Consider the following 24,062-nt stretch of genomic DNA (forward strand, 5'->3'; position numbering starts at 1 on the left):
CAAAAAGGCTGTACAATGTACAGCCTTTTTTTATTGATGTTTTTTGATTAATCAAATTCTGAAGTAAAAAACAATTTCACAGTTGGGTATTTGTTTTGTGTCATCTGGATAGTGAAATCAGAATCGGCAAGAAATACCAATTGCCCGTATTTGTCATGGGCCAAAAACTTCTGCTTGATGCGTTTGAACTCCTTAAACTCTTCATTTCGGGCATCATCAGGTTTTACCCAGCATGCTTTATGCACCGGAAAGTTTTCATACGAACATTTAGCCCCGTATTCATGCTCCAATCTATATTGGATAACTTCATACTGCAAAGCTCCCACGGTCCCGATTACTTTTCTGTTGTTCATTTCCAAAGTGAAAAGCTGGGCTACACCTTCATCCATCAGCTGGTCAATTCCTTTTTCAAGCTGTTTCGATTTCAACGGATCGGCATTGTTGATATAACGGAAATGTTCCGGCGAAAAACTAGGAATTCCCTTAAAGCTCATCAATTCGCCTTCCGTTAAGGTGTCTCCAATTTTAAAATTCCCGGTATCGTGCAGACCTACAATATCACCCGGATAAGAGATATCGACAATTTCTTTTTTCTCGGCAAAGAAAGCATTCGGACTTGAGAATTTTAAAGTTTTATTCTGGCGTACATGCAAATAAGGCTTGTTTCTTTCAAAAGTACCCGATACGATTTTGACAAAAGCCAGCCTGTCCCTGTGTTTTGGGTCCATATTGGCGTGGATTTTAAATACAAATCCCGACATTTTACTTTCGTAAGGGTCTACCAATCTTGTTTCAGATTCTTTCGGTCTTGGTGACGGTGCAATTTCTATAAAGCAATCCAAAAGCTCACGAACTCCGAAGTTATTCAGGGCAGAACCAAAAAATACAGGCTGTAGCTTTCCTTCAAGATAGGCCTCCCTGTTAAAGTTTGGATAAACTTCTTCAATCAGTTCCAGCTCCTCACGCAGTTTATCTGCCGGTTTTTGGCCGATGATTTTTTCCAGTTCAGGATTCTGGACATCAGAAAAAGCAATGGTTTCTTCAATGTTTTTACGGCTGTCGCCACTAAAAAGATTGATGTTTTTCTCCCACAGGTTATAGATTCCCTGGAAATCATAACCCATTCCAATTGGGAAACTCAATGGAGTAACCGTCAATCCTAATTTTTGTTCCACTTCGTCCATCAGGTCGAAAGCATCTTTTCCTTCGCGGTCTAATTTGTTGATGAAAACAATCATCGGGATATTTCTCATTCGGCAAACAGCAACTAATTTCTCTGTCTGTTCCTCAACCCCTTTTGCCACGTCAATAACAACAATAACACTGTCAACTGCAGTAAGCGTTCTATAGGTATCTTCCGCAAAATCCTTGTGTCCCGGCGTATCGAGAATATTGATTTTTTTATCCTTATAGTTGAAAGCCAAAACCGAGGTCGAAACCGAAATCCCTCTCTGGCGCTCAATTTCCATAAAGTCGGAAGTGGCACCTTTCTTAATTTTATTGTTTTTTACGGCTCCGGCTTCCTGAATTGCTCCTCCAAACAAAAGTAATTTTTCAGTCAGTGTTGTTTTTCCGGCATCGGGATGCGAAATAATCCCAAAAGTTCTTCTTCTTTCTATTTCTTTTTGAAAACTCATATCCTGTATAAAAATGGATTGCAAAAATACTATTTATTCAACAAATAATCAGCGTATAATAATAACAAGAAACCGGAGTTATGCTTTTTTATAAATACGGCGTCCCAATACATGAAAATATCGCTAATAATTTGTTAATAAATTTTTGTTAATAGTAAGGCCCGTACTTGTTTAATGCGTTTGAATTGTTACTTTTGTTGATTGCTATTCAGGCGTTAAATTAATTCCCAACTTATAGAATTTACATAATGAAATTAAAACAATTGTTCTTCGGAGTACTGCTTTCCGCAAGTTTTACGAGTTTTGCTCAAAATAACAATAAGGAAGTTTTATTTACAATTGACGGTAAGCCTTATTATACCGACGAATTTGCAAGGGTTTACAATAAAAATATTGATTTGGTAAAAGACGAATCCCAAAAAGATTTAAATCAATATCTGGACTTATTTGTAGGTTATAAGTTGAAAATTAATAAAGCCAATAAGCTGGGACTTCAAAACGGACAGGCCTATCAGGCGGAATTAAAGTCATACAGAAACCAACTTTCAAAAAATTATCTTACGGATTCCAAGGTTACACAGGAATTAATCGAAGAAGCCTATCAAAGGTCACAGAAAGAAATCAAGGCAGCCCACATCTTGTTTATGGTAGATGAGAATGCTTCGCCGGAAGATACTCTTAAAGCCTATAAAAAAGCAGTTGAGGTTAGGGAAAAAGCCTTGAAAGGTGAAAACTTTGGTGACCTGGCTGTTAAATATTCCGAAGATCCTTCAGCGAAAGAAAATAAAGGAGAGTTAGGTTATTTTTCAGCTTTCAGAATGGTATATCCATTTGAATCTGCAGCCTACAAAACTCAAAAAGGGCACATATCAAAAATTGTGAGAACCCGTTTTGGTTACCACATAATAAAAGTGGAAGACATCAGAGATAACCGTGGCGAACTTACAGTTGCCCACATTATGATCCTAAAACCAAACAACCAAAACCCTGAAGAAGCTGAAAAAGCAAAGGCTACAATCCAGGACATCTATAAAAAACTACAACAGGGCGAAAACTTCGAAAGCCTTGCCAAGCAATTTTCTCAAGACAAATCGTCGGCTTCAAAAGGCGGAGTGCTGAATCGTTTTGGTTCAGGACAATTAAGTTCTGAAGAATTTGAAGATGCAGCATTCGCATTGAAAAACCCGAACGATTATTCAGCTCCGGTAGAAAGTAATTTTGGATGGCACATCATTAAGCTAATCGAAAAACATCCGCTTAAAACAGCGCAGGAAATGCAGTCAGAACTGGATGGTAAAATCAGAAAAGACGAGCGTTCGCGACTGATTACAAATTCATTGACTGAAAAGCTGAAAAAGAAATACTCAATAAAAAGAAATGACAAGCTGTTTGCTGCAATTTCAAAAACGGTAAATGATAAATTCTATACCGGTGACTGGAAACTTCCGGAAAATATGAAGCCTTTTGAAGGAAACCTGGTTACAATAGATAAGAAGACAATATCAGGAGATGAATTTCTTAAATATTTGGTCGCACAACAAAGAGGTGAAAATACAATCAGACCAATCAGTAAACTGGTAGAGAAAAAATACCAGGAGTATGTGGATGCGAAAGTCAATGAGTTGTACAATAACAATCTTGAAAATGAATTCCCTGATTTTGCTGCTGTGATGGAAGAATACCGTGACGGACTGTTGCTTTTTGACCTGATGGAAAAAGAAATCTGGGAAAAGGCAAAAACGGATACGATTGGATTGCAGAATTTTTATGAAGCCAGAAAAAATAATTACCGTTGGGGGAATAGGGTAGATGCACTGATTCTTTCTTCAACAAAAATGGATATGGCTAAAAAAGCACAAAAATTGTTGAAACAAGGAAAATCAGCTGAATTTATCAAGGAAAAATTCAACCAGAACGGCAAAGTTGAGGTAATGTCAAATGCCGGAATTTTTGAAGAAAACAGTGATGCTCTCCCAAAAGGACTTGAAAAGAAAGACGGTGTTTCCGGAATTATAAAAGACGGTGAGTATTATTTTGTTGTCAAAATAAACAAGCATCTTGAAGCCGGTCCAAAAACACTGGAAGAGGCAAAAGGAAAAGTTGTGAACGATTACCAACAATATCTTGAAGAAAAATGGGTTAGTGATTTGAAACAGGAATTCAAGGTAGATGTTAACCAGCCTGCTTTTGAAAAGGTGAAAAAGCAGATTAAGTCATAAATGAAGAAGTATGCGGTCATAGGATTGCTGTCGTTTTTTGCTTCATGTAATACCAAACCGGAAGCAAAACCACAAGCCATTGCCAGAGTAAATGACTCATACTTATTTAAGGATGAAATTAAGGACCTGGTGCCGCCGGGAACTTCAAAAGAAGACAGTATAGTAATTGTCAGGAATTTCATCGACCGTTGGGCATCACAGAAATTGATGATGAATGCAGCAGAGCTTAATTTGAGTGCTGACAAGCAGGCAGAATACAATGGACTTATCAGGCAGTATAAAATTGATCTTTATACAAAAGGTTATTTGGAAGAATTAGTAAAGACTACAGTAGACACAACAATTACTGAAGCTGAGCTAAAAGAATATTATAAACAGAACAAAGAAAATTTCAAGACAGACGGAACTTTGGTAAAATTGCGTTATATACAATTGCCAAAAGACCACCCGAAATTTCAAACCATAAAAAGCAAATTTTTTGACTACAGAAAATCAGACAGGAAATTTTGGGATACTTATGGAATGCAGTTCAAAAGTTTTGTGTTGAATGATTCCGTCTGGGTTGAAATGAATCAGGTGTATCGTAAACTGCCTTTCATTACTCCAGACAACAGGTCGCAATATATTGCTGCTGGGAAAGCAATAGAAAAACAGGATTCTTTAGAAGTATATCTTGTGAAAGTCACAAACGTTTTGGATAAAAATCAAGTGAGCCCATACGAATATATAAAGCCGACACTGGAACAGGTGATTTTAAACAAAAGAAAATTAGAATTAATAAAAAAAATTGAAAAAGACATTACTGATGATGCCATTAAAAATGAGAAGTATGAAATCTATAATTAAGAATGCCTGTCTGATTTTTGGCTTTGCAGCATTTTTTAATGCCGTAAATGCACAGGAAATCATTCAGAACGATACTGTAAAAAAGGTCGTTCCGAAGCCTGTAAGCCAGAAACAGAAGATTGATGGAGTGATTGGCGTTGTGGGAGATTATGTGATTTTAGACTCTGATATCGATATTGCCTATATTGAAATTGCAAACCAGGGTAACCCTATAAAAGATATTACAAGATGTCAGTTGCTTGGAAAATTGCTGGAAGATAAACTCTATGCACACCAGGCTGTTCAGGACAGTATTGTTGTGACAGATGCTGAAATCAACAGTATGATGCAGGAAAGAATCGATGCTTTTGTAGAGCGTGCCGGTTCGATGGAAAAATTATTAAAGATTTATAACAGGCCAAACGAGGAAGAATTCAGAACCTATTTCTTTGATATCTTGAAAATGGGTAAGCTGACTTCGGAAATGAGAAATAAAATCATTGAAAATGTTGAAATTACTCCTGAAGAAGTAAGGACATTCTTTAGAAAATTTCCTAAAGAAGAATTGCCACAGATTGGTGCGGAAGTAGAAGTATCCCAAATTGTAATCAATCCGGAAGTTACCAAAGAAGAACGGCAGAAAGTAATTGACAAGCTGAATGAATTCAGGAATGATGTAATGGCCGGTAATGGTAGCTTTTTTAGTAAGGCGGTGTTGTACAGCAAAGATGAGGGCACAAAATCCAATGGAGGTTTTATGCGTGTCAACAGAAAAACAAATCTGGTAAAAGAATTTAAGGAAAGAGCTTTTAGTCTTGAAGAAGGACAAATTTCAGAACCTTTTCAGACAGAATACGGATGGCATATTATTCTGGTTGAAAAAATTCGCGGACAGGATGTTGACCTAAGGCACATATTGCTGATTCCGAAAATATCTGAGGAAGCCATGCAGGAAGCCAAAGACAAGATTATTGGAATCAGAAATAAAATTGTTAACGGCGAAATTTCATTTGCCGATGCCGCAAGAAATTCTTCTGATGAAAAAGAAACAAGAGCCAATGGAGGTGTATTGATTAATCCTCAAACGCTTGATCCTCGTTTTGACCTGACTAAAATGGATCCGTCATTATATGTACAGATTTCAGATCTTAATGAAGGTCAGGTATCACAACCAATGGTTGACGAAGACAGGTTGGGACGTAAGACATTCAAGCTGATTACTGTTACAAAACGTTATGATGCCCATACAGCAGACTATGCGCAGGATTATCTGAAAATTAAGGATTTGGCTTTGAAAGAAAAACAAATCAAAGCTATCAGCAAATGGACAGATGAAAAAATCAAGGAAACATACATCAAGATTAATGGCGAGTACAGAGATTGCGTTTTTGTAAACAACTGGCTTAAAAAATAATCAGACACATTTAACCGAATCGAAATTTTAATAACCAAACAATTATAGAATGTCAGACGTAGCTGCAATACAGAATCTGGTTCAGAAAAGAATAGAGCTTAAAAAAGAAATCTCAAAAATAATTGTTGGACAGGAAGTAGTGGTTGACCAGATCTTGTTGAGCATCTTTTCAGGAGGGCATGCCCTTTTGGTTGGAGTTCCCGGATTGGCAAAAACGCTGATGGTCAATACGATTTCTCAGGCTCTTGGTTTGGATTTCAAACGTATTCAGTTTACGCCGGATTTGATGCCTTCTGATATTCTTGGTAGTGAAATTCTTGATGAAAGCCGTCAGTTTAAATTTATAAAAGGACCTATTTTCTCAAATATCATTTTGGCAGATGAGATTAACAGGACACCGCCTAAAACACAGGCAGCACTTTTGGAAGCCATGCAGGAAAGGGCGGTAACAATAGCCGGACAGCATTATAAATTATCCCTGCCTTATTTCGTATTGGCAACCCAAAACCCAATTGAGCAGGAAGGAACCTATCCGCTTCCGGAAGCCCAGCTTGACCGTTTTATGTTTGCTATTAAATTAGATTATCCGTCATTTTCTGAAGAAGTACAGGTTGTGAAAAGTACAACGACAGATCAGACAGAAAAAATAAATCCGCTTTTCACAGCACAGGAAATTATCGATTTCCAACACCTTATTCGCCGTATTCCGGTAGCAGATAATGTAATTGAATATGCCGTAACGTTGGTAAGTAAAACACGTCCGGATAATACGTTATCAAATGATTACGTGAAAAACTATTTAGACTGGGGAGCAGGGCCCAGAGCTTCTCAAAACCTGATATTGGCTGCAAAAGCTCACGCTGCATTCAATGGGAAATTTTCTCCGGATATTGAAGATGTAAAAGCAGTTGCAACGGGCATTCTTCGTCACAGGATTATCAAGAATTACAAAGCAGATGCGGAAGGAATTTCGGAAGAAATGATTATCCAGAAATTAATGTAAGCTGTAAAATTTATATTCTGTAGAAACTATTCACAAATTGTATTTCTATATTTGACAGAAATACAAACACATTGCTAAAGCAAGAACTAAACAATCCGCAACGCATTTTCGGTTTGGACCTTATGAGGGCTGTAGCCATACTTATGGTTCTCAGTTCGCATTGTCTTTGGATTTATCCTGAAAGCAACAGTTTTATTGCACAGCTTTTAAAACTTTTCGGGTTTTTAGGGGTTGAAATTTTCTTCGTTCTCAGTGGTTTTCTTATCGGAAGAATTCTTTTGCAGTCGTATCTCAAGGATGACTTTTCTTTTTCACAGGTCAGGGATTTTTTAAAAAGAAGATGGTTTAGAACATTTCCGAATTATTTTCTGATTCTGCTTGTCAATATACTCATAGCATCTGTTATCGGTTACAAAATAGAGTCGCTGTGGAAGTATTTCTTTTTTGTCCAGAATTTTAGCGGCGTCATGCCTGCTTTCTTTCCGGAATCCTGGAGTCTTGCCGTAGAAGAATGGGCCTATATTGTACTGCCATTGCTTTTATTACTAATAACACCTTTTGTTGCGCCTAAAAACAAATCAAAATTCTTTATACTCCTTTTGTTTTTGCTGCTAATAATTTCCCTATTGGCAAAAATCATTTGTTATCAGAATACGGGTTATACCAATTTGGATATTTGGAACACATCATTAAAAGCAGTGGTGATTTATCGTCTGGATGCTATTTTTTATGGAGTATTGGCAAGTTGGATTTATTGCCAACACCAGAACTTCTGGAAAAGGAACAAGTCCTTTTTTCTGGTAGTAGGCGTTTTATGTTTCCTGTTTATAGCTTTCGGAATAGGCAAAATAGGATTCACGGCAGAAGGGCAAAATAAGTATCTCTATATGGCTCATCTTCCAATAGTTTCTGTCTCTATTTCCTTTTTTCTTCCGTTTTTATCGGGTTGGAAATCAGAGAAATCGAAACTGAAAAGACCTGTCGTTTTTGTAAGCTTGATTTCCTATTCGATATATCTGTTGCATTATAGCGTAATCTTGCAGCTTATGAAGTATTTTATGCCAACAGAAGACTATTCGATGCTACAAAAACAGGTCTTTACTTTCATCTATTTATTGCTCACAATCATCCTTAGTTATGGGCTCTATATTTGGTATGAAAAGCCAATGATGGACCTGAGAGAAAAGTCAAAAAAATAACATTTTTACGAAGCATTTTTTCGCCTTTTTCATGCTCTGTCTGTAATTTAGAAACATTCTTAATTTATAGGGTGCTCTTTCGGTTGGCCTAAATTTCGAATTTGACAAAAAAAAGATTTTAAATTAACAAAAACGGAAAAAATTAATTGGTTTTTAATTATAATTTAATAATAATCATTAAAAATCAGATTTTGGGAATAATAATGTTTCGAAACACCGCTTTTTTTAAAAATCTTTCAAATATGGAGGGAAATGAGTAAATTTGCATTGCAAAGAAACAAACTAAAATATAAATAAAATAGACTAATTACTGATTATGGCTTTTGATATTGAAATGATTAAAAAAGCGTATGGAACAATGGCAGAGCGTGTTGATAAGGCACGTCAATTGGTTGGTCGTCCATTAACGCTTTCAGAAAAGATTTTATACTCACACCTTTGGGAAGGAATGCCTTCTAAGGCTTTCACCAGAGGAAAAGATTATGTTGATTTTGCTCCGGACAGAGTGGCTTGCCAGGATGCTACGGCACAGATGGCATTATTGCAGTTTATGCACGCCGGAAAAAATAAGGTAGCCGTTCCTACAACGGTTCACTGTGATCACCTAATCCAGGCGAAAGTGGATGCTGCAACCGATTTGGCCAGAGCAAAAACACAAAGCAATGAAGTTTTTGATTTCCTTTCATCAGTTTCTGACAAGTACGGAATTGGTTTCTGGAAACCGGGTGCAGGTATTATCCACCAGGTAGTTCTTGAAAATTATGCTTTCCCTGGAGGTATGATGATTGGTACGGATTCTCACACAGTGAACGCTGGTGGTTTGGGAATGCTTGCCATTGGTGTTGGTGGTGCTGATGCTGTAGACGTAATGTCGGGTATGGCCTGGGAATTGAAATTTCCAAAACTGATTGGTGTTAAATTGACAGGAAAATTGTCTGGTTGGACAGCTCCAAAAGACGTAATCCTGAAAGTAGCCGGAATCCTTACTGTAAAAGGAGGAACCGGAGCTATTGTTGAATATTTTGGTGAAGGTGCTACTGCTATGTCTTGTACCGGAAAAGGTACAATCTGTAACATGGGAGCAGAAATCGGAGCCACTACTTCAACTTTTGGTTATGACGATTCAATGCGCCGTTACCTGATTTCTACAGGAAGACCGGATGTGGCAGAAGCTGCAGATAAAGTAGCGCCATACCTTACAGGTGATGCAGAAGTATATGCTAATCCGGAACAATATTTTGATCAGGTAATCGAAATCAACCTTTCTGAATTGGAGCCACATTTGAATGGTCCTTTCACTCCGGATTTGGCTACGCCAATTTCTAAAATGAAAGAAGAGGCTATCAAAAACAACTGGCCATTGGAAATTCAGGTAGGTTTGATAGGTTCTTGTACAAACTCTTCTTACGAAGATATTTCACGTGCGGCTTCTTTGGCAAAACAGGTAGCCGATAAAAATTTAAAAACCAAAGCACAATTTACCATTACTCCGGGTTCTGAAGTAGTTCGCTATACAATCGAAAGAGATGGTTTTATCGATACGTTTGATAAAATCGGTGCGACTGTTTTTGCTAATGCTTGCGGACCATGTATTGGAATGTGGGATAGAGAAGGAGCTGAAAAAGAAGAAAGAAATACTATCGTTCACTCTTTCAACCGTAACTTCTCAAAACGTGCGGATGGTAACCCAAATACTTTGGCTTTCGTAGGTTCTCCTGAATTGGTGACAGCTTTGGCTATTGCCGGTGATTTAGGATTCAACCCTATAACAGATAAATTAATCAATGAAGACGGTCAGGAAGTAATGCTTGACGAGCCAACAGGAAACGAACTGCCTCCAAAAGGATTTGAAGCAGAAGACCCGGGCTTCCAGGCACCATCTGAAGACGGTTCAGGAGTTCAGGTTATTGTTAGCCCAACTTCAGAAAGATTGCAGTTATTAGCTCCTTTTGAGCCATGGAATGGAGAAAATATCATGGGTGCTAAATTGCTAATCAAAGCTTTCGGAAAATGTACGACAGACCATATCTCTATGGCAGGTCCATGGTTGCGTTTCCGCGGACACTTGGATAATATTTCAAACAATATGCTTATTGGTGCGGTGAATGCCTTTAACCAAAAAACAAATTCTGTGAAAAACCAAATGAATGGAAAATACGATTCAGTTCCTGCGGTTCAAAGAGAATACAAAGCGGCAGGAGTTCCTACTATTGTTGTGGGTGACCATAACTATGGTGAAGGTTCTTCCCGTGAGCACGCTGCAATGGAACCTCGCTTCCTTGGAGTAAAAGCAGTATTGGTAAAATCATTTGCACGTATTCACGAAACTAACCTGAAAAAACAAGGTATGTTGGCACTTACATTTGCAAATGAAGAAGATTATGATAAAATCCAGGAAAACGATACTTTCAATTTCGTAGACCTGAAAGAATTTGCTCCGGGAAAACCACTTACTATTGAGATTTTCCACGATAACGGAACAACAGAAACAATTCTGGCAAACCACACTTATAATGAAGGGCAGATTGGATGGTTTATTGCCGGTTCTGCATTAAACCTGATTGCAGCAGCAGGAAAGGCTTAATTCATAGCCAATCATTTATAAAAAACTCCCGATTTATCGGGAGTTTTTTTATTTTTCTATCTGGTCCATCCAGTTTCTGATTGCATTCTCTAGATCCTTTTGCCTGCTTTTTGCTTCCTCCAAATTTTTTATTGTGGCTATTTTTCTGCCATCAGAATAATTGCCTTCCAATAGCCCAGAAGTGTCAGTTATTTTGATTCCGGTTGGAAAAACAAGTAAAATTGGCTTGCCAGGGCGTATATTCATAACCAGGATATCCCTTTTGTATTCTTTAGGGTCAAAAGGTTTCATTTCACCCGAATAATAAAAACTGGGAGAATTCCATTTGATATGTTCGCTAATCTCATTATTGATTGCAAGAATAGCTTGTCTTAAAAATGTAATCGTTTCGGAAATTGAAGGGTCAAGTTTTTGAATGTATTCAGTGACTTGTTCTTGTTCGCTAAGTTTTGACTTTGCCATATTTTAGGATTATGAATTTTTCAGAATAGCAATCCAACGGTCATCTCCGCGGAATTTCGCAAATTCAGGATTACGTTTTAATTTTTTAAGGGGTAACGTCCCTCTCAAATGAAGCAGACTGAGGAAATCTAAAGAAATACTTCGGTATTGTTCTTCTCCGTTGGTGTTAAAAATAGTTGCAAACAGTACGGCTGCTTCATAGTTTTGGGCTTCATTCATGCCTCCCATAACAGTAGAGGCAGTATTGTAATAATCATACACTTTTTGGAATTCTTTTTTATCATAAGCCGTTTTTGCACTGTCGATAAGCTTTTGAGTATAAACTAAATCAGCCTTTTCAATTTGTTTCGCTTCTTCTTTAGTTTTATTTCTATAGGCAAAACCATAAGTCTTAGAATAAACAGATAAAGGTTGTAGTCCAATCTTGTTTCTTCGTTCATCTGTAGTGTCTTCTTTTAGGATGGGACGAAAGCCCGACGCCTTGCCGTTCTGTGTCCAGACTACCTGAGTTCCATATAATTGCTTATAGTTTAGATTGCATTGTATCCTGTCATAAAGAAAGACATAATGTTCTAAGCTGATTTCGTTTGTCTTAAAAAGTTTTTCCATTGCAGTTAGAGCCTGCCTTTGAAATCTTACATCCTGATCGGCATGCTGTATGATCAACCAGAAATTGTTTTGCCCATCTTTTCCTATTTCGGATATTTTAGGCCAGCCGTATTTGGCAATTATAGCTTTTGACTCTTCCAGGTTTTTAGAGTCGGAACGATTAATAGCCTGGTCCAGTTCTCTTATTTCTTCGGTATTTTTTGTTTGTGCCCTTTGATACCGGAGTTTCTGATCGTTTAGAGTCATTAAATTGATTTGCTTCCGAAGTTCGGGGAACTTTATTTTTTTTTGGTACTCCTGCTCTTTAGCATATGCCTTATTTTCTATTTTCGCCCATTCTTCAGGACTGGATTTTCTAAGGTAATCAAAGTAGGGGTCAAAAGCGAGCCAATCGGCTTCTGTCCATCCGTTATCTAGTGCTAGATTCAGGTATTTGAAAGCTTTTTCGTTATTGTTATCTAGAGAGTAGGCTCCTGCGGCTTTATAGGAATTTAGGGCATCAGGCGTTTTTATTTTAAAAGCTTTTTCAAAAGAAGCAATCGCATTTTTATAATCTTTTTGAAGGTGAAATAATCCTGCTTCAGCAATTAGCGAATCATAATTATCATTTTGTGCATTGACCTGAGTAATAAAAAAGAATACGACCGTGACTGTTTGAATATATTGTTTCAAAATTCTGCCCATATCTTTTTTAGATTTTGCTCTGAGGAATATGTTTTACCGGAAAATTGACCGAATTGGCAATAAAACAAAGCTTGTTGGCCATTTTGTGTAATTCATTTGCTTTTTCCAGCATGGAAGAGTCGCTTACTGTCACTATTGGATTTAAAGTGACTTCCGTAAAATGTCCTGAACCATCATTGTTCACGGTCATTTTTCCGGTAGCATTGTCTTCATAATCGGTTACGACTATTCCTGCATTGACGCACACATGCAGATAAGACATCATATGGCAGGCAGCAAGTGAAGCCAGTAAAAGATCTTCAGGATTATGGACGGTTTTGTCGCCATGAAAAACAGGATCTGACGAACCCTTTATCTCGACTTTGTTGTCAATAAGAATTACATGGCTTCTTTCGTAAGCCCTGTAACTGGATGTTCCTGTACCATTATTTCCGGTCCAGCGGACAGTCAGCTTGTAGTTGTGTTCTGGGTGCATTTGTGAAGTTTAAAAATCATTGTCTCACAAATTTAACCATTTTTAATATAGCTTATTTATCTAACCTGATGAATAGTAAAATAAGATTCTTCGCCGCCAGATAATATTCCCACGGTAAGAACTCCTCCGCTAAAACCTCTGAAAGTTACTGTGTCGCCTGTATTTAACTGCATCAAAGTTTGTATGGATCGGTTGGGTGGATTAATATTTATTCCTAATAGCTGTACATTCATATAGCTCTCCCTTACATTGAGGACGCCATTTTTAAATATGGCCAGACCAAAATCACTGGCTGCTACAAGTCCAGGACTGGCTTTGATAGCAGCATATATGGAATAGATTCCGGGTTGCTTTGCAGTGAAAGTATTGGTTGTAGTGTTGTATTCGTTATTGGTGTCAAATTCTATTGTATTGAAAGGTATGGTAGTATAGGCATTTGCCAAAATGCTTATATTGATTAATGCCGGACTGCCTGATGCAAATCCACCTTTGATAAAAGTCTTAAGGTGACTTTCAATAACACTTTTCGATGATATTCTTTGTGCGTTGCCCATAGCATCTACTACAAGTATAGAGTCTTTTGCAGCCGTTGCACGCGTATTGCTGGTAGTGCTTCGTAATCTGAAATTACCGTTGACGTCTAACATAGCAGTTGGGTCGGTTGTGCCTATTCCTACCTGCGAAAATCCAAGTACTGGCAATAGCATCATGAGATGGAGTAGTATTGATTTCATAACATTTTAGATTTGGGTACTACCAAAGTTATAAAACAATACATTAAATCGCAAAATGAGAATGTTAATATTTAATAAGTTTCATTTTGTGAATTATGTAAATAAAAAAAATCCGCCTTATTGCTATGACGGATTTTTTACCAAAATTAAAATTCAAAAAACTACTAATAGTAAGAATACCTTCTTACTTTAGAGATGTATTTCGCTAAGCGAATTACCTGGTGGCTATAGCCATATTCGTTATCGTACCAGATGTAGAGAACGATATTTTTTCCATCGGCAGAAACTATGGTTGCGTTACTGTCATAAATTGATGGAGCAGAAGTTCCTACAATGTCAGAAGAAACAAGTTCGTTATTAAGCGAATATTTAATCTGCTCAACAAGTTCTCCTTCCAAAGCATAATGCTTCATAATATTGTTGATTTCTTCAACAGATGTTTCCTTGTTTACTTCAAGATTCAACACTACAAGCGAACCGTTTGGAACAGGAACGCGGATAGCATTGGAAGTCAGTTTTCCGGCAAGGCTAGGCAATGCTTTTGCAACTGCACTTCCGGCGCCGGTTTCAGTAATAACCATGTTTAAGGCAGCGGCTCTGCCACGACGGTATTTTTTATGCATGTTGTCAACCAGATTCTGGTCGTTTGTATAGGCATGGATAGTTTCCAAATGTCCTTTTACAACGCCTAAAGTATCTTCAACTGCCTTTAAGATTGGAGTAATAGCATTTGTAGTACAGGATGCGGCAGAGAAGATGTTTACTTCGTCCGGATTGTATTCGTTGTGGTTAACACCATGAACGATGTTTGGAACGCCTTTTCCTGGAGCCGTAAGTAAAACTTTATCAACACCGTTTGATTTCAGGTGTCTGGCCAAAGCTTCCTGTGTTGTGAAAGCACCTGTATTGTCTATTACCAGGGCATCAGAAATTCCATAAGTTGTATAATCGATTTCTTCCGGGCTTCCTGCCGTAATAACGTGAACAGTAGTTCCGTTAATAATCAGGGAATTGTTTTCCGGGTCTGCAGCAACAGAACCCTGGAAGTCACCATGAATAGAGTCATATCTCAAAAGAGAAGCTCTTTTCTCTAAGCTTGTAGCATCATTTTTTTCACGAACCACAATCGCTCTCAATCGCAACTGTGTTCCTTTCCCTGTCTTAGACATCAATTCACGTGCGAGTAGTCTTCCAATACGCCCAAAACCGTATAATACAACATCTTTCGGCTTGTTGTTTGGAAAATCTTTTGCGTTTTTCAATTTGTCAATAACAAAAGCCTTCGCATCATTGTATTTGTTGTCCTCCAGATGGTATTCGTAAGTTAGTTTACCAATATCCAATTTCGCAGGAGGAAGGTCTAAAGATAAGATGGCACGTGCAATTTCAACAGAGTCAAAAACATTAATAGGTTTTCCGACAAATTCTCCGGCATATTCGTGAAGATTAATAATGTCGCTTACATTCGTGTTGATTAGCTGATTTTTGAAAAGAACTAATTCAATAGACTTGTCATACCATAAATCACTAATGATTTTAATGAATTCTACGCCAGCTCTTCTTCTGTCTGCCTGAAAAGAAAGCTCTTTTTCGTATAATGCGGTCTTTGTCATAATGTAAAAAAATGTAGTTTAGTGTGTTGTGCATATTTTGATGGCGCAAAAGTATAGATTTCAAACGTTTTCGTAAAGTATTTTATTAAAAAAATTTACATAAAAAAAGCCAGTTGTGATAACTGGCTTTCTGTGACAAATATTTTAGGTATACTTGCGTGTTCCGGATGGTAAATTGTCAAAAATTTAATTTACTTCAACAAAAAATTTCACCAATACACCTTGCTTGTTAATCATGGTCAATTCGACCACTGATTCGTTTGAGAGTTTTTCGTTGAGAATATTTGCGACTGTTTCGGTATCTACAGCCTTGGCATCGTTAATACCTATAAGTATGTTTCCTTTCAAAGCATTATAGTAACGCATGAAATTTTTATTTGTGATGTCTTTTACTTTTACACCATAGTCAATGTTGAATCGTTTTTTATCGGAAGCGTCAAGGTTTTCAAAAATAATTCCGTTGAGTTCTGCATTGACAAATTCGTTTTTGGTTATGGTTACAGGCACCTGCATTGCTTTTCCGTTTCGGATAAATGTTGCCTTTACCACATCATTTGGACGTTTGGTATTTACGTAGCTGGACAGGTCAACATAACTTGAAATATTGGTGTTGTCTAATTTAATCAGTATATCGCCTTCCTGTATTCCTGCCTTGGCAGCACCGGAATTTTTAACCACTTTCTTTACATAGTAACCTTGAGAGGTAGAAAGCCCCATATCTTTTGTGATAGTGCTGTTCAATTCATAACCTTCCACACCAAAGACACCGCGCTGTACATTTCCGTATTCCATAATATCTTCAATGATTTTTCGCGTAATGTTAGAAGGAACCGCAAAAGAATATCCTACATAAGAACCGGTCATTGAAGAAATCATAGTATTGATTCCAATCAGTTCACCTCTTGTATTGACTAAGGCTCCTCCGCTGTTTCCAGGGTTTACAGCCGCATCAGTCTGGATAAAAGACTGAATGCCTCTTTGGTCCAGATTTCTGGCTTTTGCAGAAATAATACCTGCCGTAACTGTTGAGGTCAGATTGTATGGGTTTCCTACTGCAAGTACCCATTCACCCACTTTCACGTTGTCTGAATCTCCAAAAATGGCATAGGGAAGTTTTTTACCGGTATCGATTTTAAGTAGGGCAATGTCCATTTTGGAATCGGTTCCTACCAATTTTGCTTTATAGGTTTCTTTGTTGTTCAGGGTCACTTCCAATTCAGATGCATCCTGTATTACGTGGTTATTGGTAACAATATAGCCGTCTTCAGAAATGATAACCCCCGAACCGGTTCCTACCTGTGCCTGTTGCTGGCCTCCTTTATAGCCGTAAAAATATTCCAGCATCGGATTACTGATGGTTCTGTAAGAAAGATTTTTAACGTGGACTACAGTATGTACTGCATTATCCGCTGCCGCGGTGAAATCAACTGCTTCTGCGCCCAAGCCCACATTTTTCGTATAGTTAACGGGGGCAGTTGTCACAACTGATTTTTGATTGTCAGAAAATAAGCCGTCATTTTCAATAAACAGCTTGTAAGCGCCCAAAGTGGTTGCGCCACTTAATAGGGACACTAAGAATAAACCGGAAAATCGTTTCATAGTATTTGTAATTAAGTTATTTAATCGTAAATATATATTGAAAATTGTGCCATGATTTTAAGTTTAACTCCCGATTAACAATGATTAACTTTTCATTAAATATTCCTATTTTTGTTCTGATAAATTTCCTACCCTGGCAGGGTGTTCCAACACCTGGCCAGGTTTAATAAACGAAAGAAAAATGCAACTCAACTTCTATAAATATCAAGGAACCGGAAACGATTTTATCATGATTGATAATCGTCAGGGATTATTTTCCAAAAATAATACCAAATTGGTGGAAAGTCTGTGTGACAGGCGTTTCGGGATTGGTGCCGATGGATTGATTTTGCTTGAAAATGACAATTCGACAGATTTCAGAATGGTCTACTATAATTCAGATGGCAATGAGAGTTCTATGTGCGGAAACGGCGGGCGTTGTCTTGTTGCTTTCGCAAAGCGACTTGGTGTTATTGGCGATGAAACTACGTTTGTAGCCACAGACGGATTGCACAATGCTACTGTCTTTGAAGATGGAACAGTTTCGTTGCAGATGAAAGATGTAGATGAGGTGAAAATAGAAAAAGGTTATGTGTTTCTAAATACAGGTTCACCACATCATGTGGAACTGGTAGAAGATTTAAAACATTTTGATGTCAAAGGAAAAGGTGCTGCAATTCGATATGGAGCATTATACGGACAGGCGGGAAGTAACGTTAATTTTGTAAATCAGGAATCAGCTGACACTTTTTCAGTACGCACTTATGAAAGAGGAGTAGAAGATGAGACGCTTTCCTGCGGAACCGGAGCAACTGCTGTAGCCATTGCAATGCATGCTTTGGGCAAAACAAATTCAGATAAAATCCAGCTAAATGTTGAAGGCGGTAAACTGGAAGTTTCCTTTGTTCCAGAAGGCGGAAAATATACAGACGTTTTCTTAAAAGGTCCTGCCACTTTTGTCTTTGGCGGAAATATTACAATTTAATAAAAACTCCTGATGATAACGCTGCAAGGAAAAACCATCTATCTGAGAGCTCTCGAACCCGAAGACCTTGAATTTGTTTTTGCCGTTGAGAACGATGAATCGATATGGGAATTTAGCAATACGCAAACTCCTTATAGTAGGTTTCTTATCCGTCAGTATCTCGAAAATGCCCATCAGGATATTTATGAAGCCAAACAACTGCGTTTGGCTATTTGCAAAAATGATACATTCGAGGCTGTCGGACTGATTGACCTTTTTGAATACGACCCAAGGAACAATCGTGCCGGAATAGGGGTTGTAATCAAAAACGAAGGGAATCGGAATCAGGGTATAGGCTCGCAGGCATTGGAACTGCTTATCCAATATTCTTTCCGCCAGTTAAATTTAAAACAGCTTTTCGCAAATATCAATCCGGAGAATGAAGCAAGTATAGCTCTTTTTACTAATTTTGGCTTTGAAAAAATCGGAATAAAAAAACAATGGAATCTCATCGATGGCGTTTATAAAGACGAAGCGATGTTTCAGCTAATCAATCAACAATCTTAAAAAAAGTATTACGTGAAAATTAAAAAAATCGTTGCCATATTTTCAGTGCTTTTAGTGCTGGCATTATCTGTCTATGGTTATATGTTGTACAGAAAAATCTTTTCTGCCAATACCAACTTCTCAGAAAAAGAGGTGTATGTCTATATTCCGACAGATGCAAATTATGAAACTGCAGAAAAAATTGTAGCACCCTATGTTGAAAATCTGGATAACTTCAGGATGGTTGCAGAAAAGAAATCATACATTACTAATGTAAAACCGGGTAAATTTCTTTTGAAAAAAGGAATGAATAATAATGATATCATCAATTCGTTACGTATAAGCCTTCCGGTAAAACTGGCATTCAATAACCAGGAAAGACTGGAGGATTTTGCGGGAAGAATCGGTTCGCAGATTGAAGCGGACAGTACTTCTCTGATGAAAGCTTTTACAGACAAGGCATTTTTGGATGAAAACGGATTTACGGAAGAAAATGTACTGAGTATGTTTATCCCTAATTCGTATGAATTTTTCTGGAATACTTCTGCAGAGAAATTCCGTGACAGGATGGCAAAAGAATACCGTGCTTTCTGGAATGATGAAAGAAAGGCAAAAGCTGAAGCCCAAAATCTTACACCATTGGAAGTTTCTACTTTGGCATCAATCGTACATAAGGAAACGGTAAAGACAGACGAAAGACCAAGAGTAGCGGGTGTTTACCTAAACCGATTAAAATCAGGAATAAAACTGGAAGCGGACCCTACGGTTATCTATGCCGTGAAAAAAGAAGCCAATGATTTTAACCGCGTCATAAAAAGAGTTCTGTACAAGGACCTTGAAACGGTATCACCATACAATACCTACCGAAATTTTGGATTGCCTCCTGGGCCTATTGCTATGCCTGACGTATCGGCAATTGATGCCGTATTGAATCCGGAAAAACACAATTACATCTATTTCTGTGCAAGCGTTACTAATTTTGGTTATCATGAATTTGCAGTGACACCTGCTCAGCATGAGGTAAACCGTCAGAAATATGTAGCTTGGGTGAACAAACAAGGAATCAAAAGATAGTTTTGAAATATCATAGCGCATTATATTTTTTATTCTTGCTGCTATTTACAGATGGCCTGGCGCAAAATCAATTTCAGGATTTTCTCAGGCCATCTGATAGTTTAAATATACCGCGAAGAAATGCCGTTGTTATTTCGGAAGGTGTAGCCATAACAGGAGCCTTAGTCGGATTGAGCCAATTGTGGTACAATGATTACGACAAATCCGGCTTCCATTTCAAAAATGACAATGCTTCCTGGCTTCAGATGGACAAAGCCGGGCATGTTTATTCTTCTTATCATATTGGTCGTTTTGGAGCAGAACTTCTCAACTGGAGTGGTGTTTCAAAAAAGGACCAGCTAATTTACGGGGCCACCACAGGTTTTGTTTTCCTGACCGCCGTGGAAGTCCTTGACGGCTATTCTTCTGAATGGGGATTTTCGTGGGGTGATGCCGCGGCAAATGCTTCGGGAACTTTATTATATGTATCACAGGAACTGCTTTGGAACGAACAGCGAATTGTTCCTAAGTTTTCTTTTCACAGAACTCCTTATGCCAAGGCAAGACCGGAAGTGTTGGGCGCTTCTTTTTCTGAAGAAATTCTAAAAGATTATAACGGCCAGACCTACTGGCTTTCAGCCAATATCCATTCTTTTTTTAAGGAATCAAAAATCCCAAAATGGCTCAATGTGGCTGTTGGCTATGGAGGAGAAGGAATGATTACGGCAAATGACGAATTGGTAAATACGATTTTCCTGCCCGAAAAGGAAAGAACGCGCCAATTTTATCTTAGTCTTGACGTTGATTTGACAAAAATTAATACCAATTCACATTTTTTAAAGACGCTTTTCTCTGTTTTTAATTCTGTAAAAATTCCTGCACCAACTATAGAATTCAGGGAGTTAGGCGGTATAAAGTGGCACTTTATCTATTTTTAGAAAACATTAACAGGCTGATTTTCAGATTAATATTATTTGTTGTATATTTGCCGCGTAGAAATTTCAAGATGGTGACAGCGCTTGAGAAATCAAATTTATGTTAAGAAAGTATTATTTTTTTGGCGGACTGATACTGTCCGTTGCGTTCATTACATTAGGGTTTACCTCTAAAGAATCTGAAAAAGACTCTTGGTTTTATGTAGGAGATGATGAAGAAATCATTAGCACCGTTCCTACACTGGATGAAAGCCAATATGTCAACCTGGAACTCCCTTACACCGGGAAATCGTACACCGGCTTTAAACAAGCCATAGCTATCCGAGAATCTCAAGGCCAATACAAATTAGTGAATCCTTTTGGATACATGGGCAAATACCAGTTTGGTATGTCGGCTCTGCGTTCTATCGGCATTAAAAGCCGAAGTGAATTCTTAAACAATCCAAGACTTCAGGAAAAAGCTTTCAAGGCGCTATTGTCCATCAACAAGGCACAATTGTCTGCTGAAATTGAAAAATTTGAAGGAAAGATTATCAACGGTGTGAAAATTACCGAATCCGGGATTCTGGCAGCGGCACATTTAGGTGGAGCCGGTTCTGTAAAGAATTATTTGCACAGCAATGGCAAACGCAAATTTAAAGATGGTTTTGGTACCTCGATGAAGAGTTATTTTAAGCTGTTTGGCGGTTATGATACTTCGCATATCATTCCTAATATGAATGCAAAAGTGAAGCTGAATTAAAAGCTTATGAGAGAATAAAAAAGGAAGACGAAAGTCTTCCTTTTTTATTGCTTTATGTTTTTGCTAATTGATCTTGTGAATAATAAAAATACAAGGTCTGTTATGGAGGTCAACTTTTGTCTTTTTCCAATCTGCCACTCTTAATGTTTTGATATATTCCGTAGGCAGCGTAATGTCGCACGCAATACATAATAAGGTGTTGCCTTGCAATGTCTGGAGCAGGTCTTCCAGAAGTTTGTTATTTCTGTAAGGTGTTTCTATAAAAAGCTGTGACTGGTTTTTATCGTAGGACAGTTTTTCCAGGCTTTTTAAAGCTGATTTTTTTTCTGACTTGTCAATAGGGAGATAGCCGTTAAAGGCAAAGCTCTGTCCGTTCATTCCCGAACCCATAAGAGCTAATAGGATGGAGGAAGGGCCTACTAATGGCACAACCTGAATTCCTCTTTCATGTGCAATCTTGACGATTACAGCACCTGGGTCTGCAACTCCTGGACATCCGGCCTCAGACATTAATCCTATATTAATTCCCTGCAGGCAGGGTTTAATCATCTGTTCGTATTCGCGACTGTCTGTATGTTTGTTAAGCAGGCTTATTTTTAAATCCGGCTGTTTTTTTTCAGGGTGTATAGCCTTTATGGATTTTCGGGCTGTCTTTTCGTTTTCGACAATATAGTAGTCAATGAAATCAATGGCTCTTTTCACGGTTTGAGGCAATACGTCCATCGGGTCACTTTCGCCAAGCGTGGTCGGAATCAGGTATAGTTTTCCTAAGACTTTCATTGGTGTTTTGCTTTGAGTTTTTCGGCTATGATTTCACAAACTTCGTCCAACATTCCATAAACATTTGAAAATCCGTCTTCCAATCCAAAATAAGGATCCGGAACATCTACATTTTCACCCGGGAAAAGTTCGTTAAGAATCAGGCTGACTTTTGATTTTGCTTCTGCATTCGGAGCCAAACGCATCACATCCTTATAATTGGAATTGTCCATTACAAAAATATAATCGTTGGTCTCAAAATCTGTGGCGGTAAACAGTCTTCCTCTTTGTCTTGAAATATCGAGTCCGTTTGATTTGGCTACGGCTATTGATCGGGAATCAGGTTGTCTGCCTATATGCCAGTCGCCGGTACCTGCAGAATCTACAACAAACCTGTCACGCGGAAGTTTGGACTGCAGGATTCCTTCTGCCAATGGTGAACGGCAGATGTTTCCGAGACAGACCATCAATATTTTTACGGGCATAATTTTAAAAGATGTCAGTTATCAGAATTCAGGCTTCGGGAAGTTTCCGGATTCTTATAAAGATAATTTCTTGTTGATATCGTCTACAAATTTTTTGAACTGTTTGTCTGTTGAAACTAGGTTGTCAACAGTTTTGCACGCGTGAAGCACGGTTGCGTGGTCACGGTCTCCAATTTGTGAGCCAATATTGGCCAAAGAAGCTTTGGTGTATTTTTTAGCAAAGAACATGGCCAGCTGTCTTGCCTGTACCACATGTCGCTTTCTTGTTTTTGATTGAAGCATATCCAAATCTAGCTGGAAATAATCCGACACGACTTTTTGGATATAGTCGATTGAGATTTCGCGTTTTACGTTTTTCACGAATTTTTCTACAATCTGCTTGGCAAGATCCAAGGTTACTTCTTTTTTGTTGAAAGAAGATTGTGCAATCAATGAAATTATAGCTCCTTCGAGTTCGCGTACGTTTGTCTTGATGTTTCGGGCAACATATTCTATGATTTCTTCCGGAACTTCAACTCCATCACGATAAAGGATGTTCTTTAAGATGGAAATTCTTGTTTCGTAATCCGGCTGATGCAATTCTGCAGAAAGTCCCCATTTAAAACGGGAAAGCAATCTTTGCTCAATATCCTGCATGTCAACAGGAGCCTTGTCAGAAGTAAGGATTACCTGTTTTCCGTTTTGGTGGAGGTAATTGAATATGTGGAAAAATACATCCTGTGTTCCTGTTTTTCCGGATAAGAACTGTACGTCGTCAATAATAAGTACATCTATTAATTGGTAAAAATGGATGAAATCGTTACGCGTATTTTTCTTTACGGAATCAATATACTGCTGCGTGAATATTTCGGCAGAAATATATAGTACGGTTTTTTCAGGGTATTTGTCTTTTATTTCGACACCTATTGCGTGTGCCAGGTGGGTTTTACCCAAACCAACGCCGCCAAAAATCAACAAAGGATTAAAGGAAGTACCGCCTGGTTTATTGGCAACGGCCATACCTGCCGAACGGGCCAATCGGTTGGAATCACCTTCCAGAAAGTTGTCAAAACTATAATTGGCATTCAGCTGGGATTCGATTTTGACGTTTCTGATTCCCGGAATAACAAAAGGATTCTTCAGTTCAGGATTTTTATTTTGTAACGGAACATCAACATCCTGTGCTTTTACAGGTTGGCGGTGCGCACTAGGCAATTGTTCCGTAAACGGTTGTTTATTGCCATAAGTGTTTTCCATTTTAATTTTATAGAGTAACTTTGCGTTTTTTCCAAGTTCTTTTGTCAACGCAACTTTTAATAATTTAACATAGTGTTCCTCCAACCATTCATAGAAGAATTTACTAGGAACCTGGATGTATAAAGCATTGTCTGTTAGCTCAACCGATTTAATAGGTTCAAACCAAGTTTTGTATGCCTGATCTTGAATGTTGTCCTTTATAAAAGAGAGACAGTTTTCCCATACCGATTGCGCAGTTTTGTTCATATTATCCTGATAAATTATTATGTTTTTAAAGTTATTCCTACAAAAGAAAAAGAGCCTCTT

Annotated in this window: 21 protein-coding genes; 11 read left to right on the forward strand and 10 right to left on the reverse strand. The window is 38.0% G+C overall.

Translation table 11 applies throughout. The features are described from left to right. Nucleotides 1-47: 47 nt before the first annotated feature. Nucleotides 48-1,637, reverse strand: a complete 1,590-nt coding sequence (locus BGO88_RS09520) for a peptide chain release factor 3 (RefSeq protein WP_286706711.1) — start codon at nt 1,635-1,637, stop codon at nt 48-50. Nucleotides 1,638-1,885: 248 nt separating this feature from the next. Here BGO88_RS09520 and BGO88_RS09525 point away from each other — a divergent pair, with 248 nt between their 5' ends. The 6 genes from BGO88_RS09525 (at nt 1,886) to BGO88_RS09550 (ending at nt 10,881) form a co-directional block, all read left to right on the forward strand. Then, nucleotides 1,886-3,856 (forward strand): peptidylprolyl isomerase, encoded by a 1,971-nt coding sequence (locus tag BGO88_RS09525; protein ID WP_056069344.1) that lies wholly within the window; start codon nt 1,886-1,888, stop codon nt 3,854-3,856. Beyond that, entirely contained in the window at nt 3,857-4,702 is an 846-nt protein-coding gene (locus tag BGO88_RS09530) for a hypothetical protein (RefSeq protein WP_056069348.1), read from the forward strand. Next, a complete protein-coding gene (locus BGO88_RS09535) occupies nt 4,665-6,095 on the forward strand; it encodes a peptidylprolyl isomerase (RefSeq protein WP_273239233.1) in 1,431 nt (476 codons plus the stop codon). The genes BGO88_RS09530 and BGO88_RS09535 overlap by 38 nt, the downstream gene beginning before the upstream one ends. 49 nt (nt 6,096-6,144) lie before the next feature. Continuing rightward, nucleotides 6,145-7,098, forward strand: a complete 954-nt coding sequence (locus BGO88_RS09540; protein ID WP_286706712.1) for an AAA family ATPase — start codon at nt 6,145-6,147, stop codon at nt 7,096-7,098. A gap of 71 nt (nt 7,099-7,169) precedes the next feature. Further along, nucleotides 7,170-8,297, forward strand: coding sequence for an acyltransferase family protein (locus tag BGO88_RS09545; protein ID WP_286706713.1), 1,128 nt, complete (start codon nt 7,170-7,172; stop codon nt 8,295-8,297). Between the two features lie 316 nt (nt 8,298-8,613). Beyond that, complete coding sequence (locus tag BGO88_RS09550) at nt 8,614-10,881, forward strand: aconitate hydratase (RefSeq protein ID WP_286706714.1); 2,268 nt, start codon at nt 8,614-8,616, stop codon at nt 10,879-10,881. Between the two features lie 48 nt (nt 10,882-10,929). Here the strand turns inward: BGO88_RS09550 and BGO88_RS09555 are convergent, their stop codons facing one another. The 6 genes from BGO88_RS09555 to BGO88_RS09580 form a co-directional block, all read right to left on the reverse strand. Further along, nucleotides 10,930-11,343 carry a DUF1801 domain-containing protein gene (locus tag BGO88_RS09555; RefSeq protein WP_286706715.1) on the reverse strand — a complete coding sequence of 138 codons (414 nt, stop codon included), beginning with the start codon at nt 11,341-11,343 and terminating at the stop codon, nt 10,930-10,932. A 9-nt stretch (nt 11,344-11,352) separates the two neighbouring features. After that, complete coding sequence (locus tag BGO88_RS09560) at nt 11,353-12,636, reverse strand: DUF6624 domain-containing protein (protein ID WP_286706716.1); 1,284 nt, start codon at nt 12,634-12,636, stop codon at nt 11,353-11,355. Between the two features lie 7 nt (nt 12,637-12,643). Further along, the gene (locus BGO88_RS09565) at nt 12,644-13,111 is read right to left on the reverse strand and encodes an OsmC family protein (protein WP_286706717.1); all 468 of its coding nucleotides are present in this window, start codon (nt 13,109-13,111) and stop codon (nt 12,644-12,646) included. Between the two features lie 56 nt (nt 13,112-13,167). After that, nucleotides 13,168-13,845 carry a C1q-like domain-containing protein gene (locus BGO88_RS09570; RefSeq protein ID WP_286706718.1) on the reverse strand — a complete coding sequence of 226 codons (678 nt, stop codon included), beginning with the start codon at nt 13,843-13,845 and terminating at the stop codon, nt 13,168-13,170. Between the two features lie 164 nt (nt 13,846-14,009). Continuing rightward, nucleotides 14,010-15,458: a glyceraldehyde-3-phosphate dehydrogenase gene (locus BGO88_RS09575; protein ID WP_056069371.1), complete on the reverse strand. Its 1,449-nt coding sequence runs from the start codon at nt 15,456-15,458 to the stop codon at nt 14,010-14,012. A gap of 186 nt (nt 15,459-15,644) precedes the next feature. Beyond that, the gene (locus BGO88_RS09580) at nt 15,645-17,057 is read right to left on the reverse strand and encodes a S1C family serine protease (RefSeq protein ID WP_286706719.1); all 1,413 of its coding nucleotides are present in this window, start codon (nt 17,055-17,057) and stop codon (nt 15,645-15,647) included. A gap of 181 nt (nt 17,058-17,238) precedes the next feature. On the opposite strand from BGO88_RS09580, the gene dapF reads away from it, so the two are divergent. The 5 genes from dapF to BGO88_RS09605 all read left to right on the forward strand — a co-directional run bounded on the left by dapF (nt 17,239) and on the right by BGO88_RS09605 (nt 21,276). Then, nucleotides 17,239-18,021 carry a diaminopimelate epimerase gene (dapF, locus tag BGO88_RS09585; protein ID WP_286706720.1) on the forward strand — a complete coding sequence of 261 codons (783 nt, stop codon included), beginning with the start codon at nt 17,239-17,241 and terminating at the stop codon, nt 18,019-18,021. Between the two features lie 12 nt (nt 18,022-18,033). Further along, complete coding sequence (locus BGO88_RS09590) at nt 18,034-18,567, forward strand: GNAT family N-acetyltransferase (RefSeq protein ID WP_056069380.1); 534 nt, start codon at nt 18,034-18,036, stop codon at nt 18,565-18,567. A 12-nt stretch (nt 18,568-18,579) separates the two neighbouring features. Continuing rightward, a complete protein-coding gene (gene mltG, locus BGO88_RS09595; RefSeq protein ID WP_056069383.1) occupies nt 18,580-19,620 on the forward strand; it encodes an endolytic transglycosylase MltG in 1,041 nt (346 codons plus the stop codon). A gap of 2 nt (nt 19,621-19,622) precedes the next feature. Continuing rightward, nucleotides 19,623-20,537, forward strand: coding sequence for a DUF2279 domain-containing protein (locus BGO88_RS09600; RefSeq protein ID WP_082482194.1), 915 nt, complete (start codon nt 19,623-19,625; stop codon nt 20,535-20,537). Nucleotides 20,538-20,634: 97 nt separating this feature from the next. Further along, nucleotides 20,635-21,276, forward strand: a complete 642-nt coding sequence (locus tag BGO88_RS09605) for a hypothetical protein (protein ID WP_056069389.1) — start codon at nt 20,635-20,637, stop codon at nt 21,274-21,276. A 63-nt stretch (nt 21,277-21,339) separates the two neighbouring features. Here the strand turns inward: BGO88_RS09605 and BGO88_RS09610 are convergent, their stop codons facing one another. Genes BGO88_RS09610 through dnaA form a run of 3 tightly spaced genes read right to left on the reverse strand, consistent with a single transcriptional unit; the run spans nt 21,340 to nt 24,002 of the window. Continuing rightward, complete coding sequence (locus BGO88_RS09610) at nt 21,340-22,056, reverse strand: SAM-dependent methyltransferase (protein ID WP_286706721.1); 717 nt, start codon at nt 22,054-22,056, stop codon at nt 21,340-21,342. Further along, complete coding sequence (locus tag BGO88_RS09615; protein WP_286706722.1) at nt 22,053-22,520, reverse strand: low molecular weight protein-tyrosine-phosphatase; 468 nt, start codon at nt 22,518-22,520, stop codon at nt 22,053-22,055. Before BGO88_RS09615 ends, BGO88_RS09610 begins: the two co-directional genes overlap by 4 nt. 54 nt (nt 22,521-22,574) lie before the next feature. Further along, nucleotides 22,575-24,002 (reverse strand): chromosomal replication initiator protein DnaA, encoded by a 1,428-nt coding sequence (gene dnaA / locus BGO88_RS09620; RefSeq protein WP_056069399.1) that lies wholly within the window; start codon nt 24,000-24,002, stop codon nt 22,575-22,577. Nucleotides 24,003-24,062: the final 60 nt, after the last annotated feature.

The sequence above is a fragment of the Flavobacterium sp. 38-13 genome (assembly GCF_001899155.1).
Classification (GTDB): Bacteria; Bacteroidota; Bacteroidia; order Flavobacteriales; family Flavobacteriaceae; genus Flavobacterium; species Flavobacterium lindanitolerans.

Excerpts from the sequence above, each read along its gene's own strand:
- BGO88_RS09520 (WP_286706711.1), bottom strand. The coding sequence starts at position 1,637 with ATGAGTTTTCAAAAAGAAATAGAAAGAAGAAGAACTTTTGGGATTATT.
- BGO88_RS09525 (WP_056069344.1), top strand. The coding sequence starts at position 1,886 with ATGAAATTAAAACAATTGTTCTTCGGAGTACTGCTTTCCGCAAGTTTT.
- BGO88_RS09530 (WP_056069348.1), top strand. The coding sequence starts at position 3,857 with ATGAAGAAGTATGCGGTCATAGGATTGCTGTCGTTTTTTGCTTCATGT.
- BGO88_RS09535 (WP_273239233.1), top strand. The coding sequence starts at position 4,665 with ATGCCATTAAAAATGAGAAGTATGAAATCTATAATTAAGAATGCCTGT.
- BGO88_RS09540 (WP_286706712.1), top strand. The coding sequence starts at position 6,145 with ATGTCAGACGTAGCTGCAATACAGAATCTGGTTCAGAAAAGAATAGAG.
- BGO88_RS09550 (WP_286706714.1), top strand. The coding sequence starts at position 8,614 with ATGGCTTTTGATATTGAAATGATTAAAAAAGCGTATGGAACAATGGCA.
- BGO88_RS09555 (WP_286706715.1), bottom strand. The coding sequence starts at position 11,343 with ATGGCAAAGTCAAAACTTAGCGAACAAGAACAAGTCACTGAATACATT.
- BGO88_RS09560 (WP_286706716.1), bottom strand. The coding sequence starts at position 12,636 with ATGGGCAGAATTTTGAAACAATATATTCAAACAGTCACGGTCGTATTC.
- BGO88_RS09565 (WP_286706717.1), bottom strand. The coding sequence starts at position 13,111 with ATGCACCCAGAACACAACTACAAGCTGACTGTCCGCTGGACCGGAAAT.
- BGO88_RS09570 (WP_286706718.1), bottom strand. The coding sequence starts at position 13,845 with ATGAAATCAATACTACTCCATCTCATGATGCTATTGCCAGTACTTGGA.
- BGO88_RS09575 (WP_056069371.1), bottom strand. The coding sequence starts at position 15,458 with ATGACAAAGACCGCATTATACGAAAAAGAGCTTTCTTTTCAGGCAGAC.
- BGO88_RS09580 (WP_286706719.1), bottom strand. The coding sequence starts at position 17,057 with ATGAAACGATTTTCCGGTTTATTCTTAGTGTCCCTATTAAGTGGCGCA.
- dapF (WP_286706720.1), top strand. The coding sequence starts at position 17,239 with ATGCAACTCAACTTCTATAAATATCAAGGAACCGGAAACGATTTTATC.
- BGO88_RS09590 (WP_056069380.1), top strand. The coding sequence starts at position 18,034 with ATGATAACGCTGCAAGGAAAAACCATCTATCTGAGAGCTCTCGAACCC.
- BGO88_RS09605 (WP_056069389.1), top strand. The coding sequence starts at position 20,635 with ATGTTAAGAAAGTATTATTTTTTTGGCGGACTGATACTGTCCGTTGCG.
- BGO88_RS09610 (WP_286706721.1), bottom strand. The coding sequence starts at position 22,056 with ATGAAAGTCTTAGGAAAACTATACCTGATTCCGACCACGCTTGGCGAA.
- BGO88_RS09615 (WP_286706722.1), bottom strand. The coding sequence starts at position 22,520 with ATGCCCGTAAAAATATTGATGGTCTGTCTCGGAAACATCTGCCGTTCA.
- dnaA (WP_056069399.1), bottom strand. The coding sequence starts at position 24,002 with ATGAACAAAACTGCGCAATCGGTATGGGAAAACTGTCTCTCTTTTATA.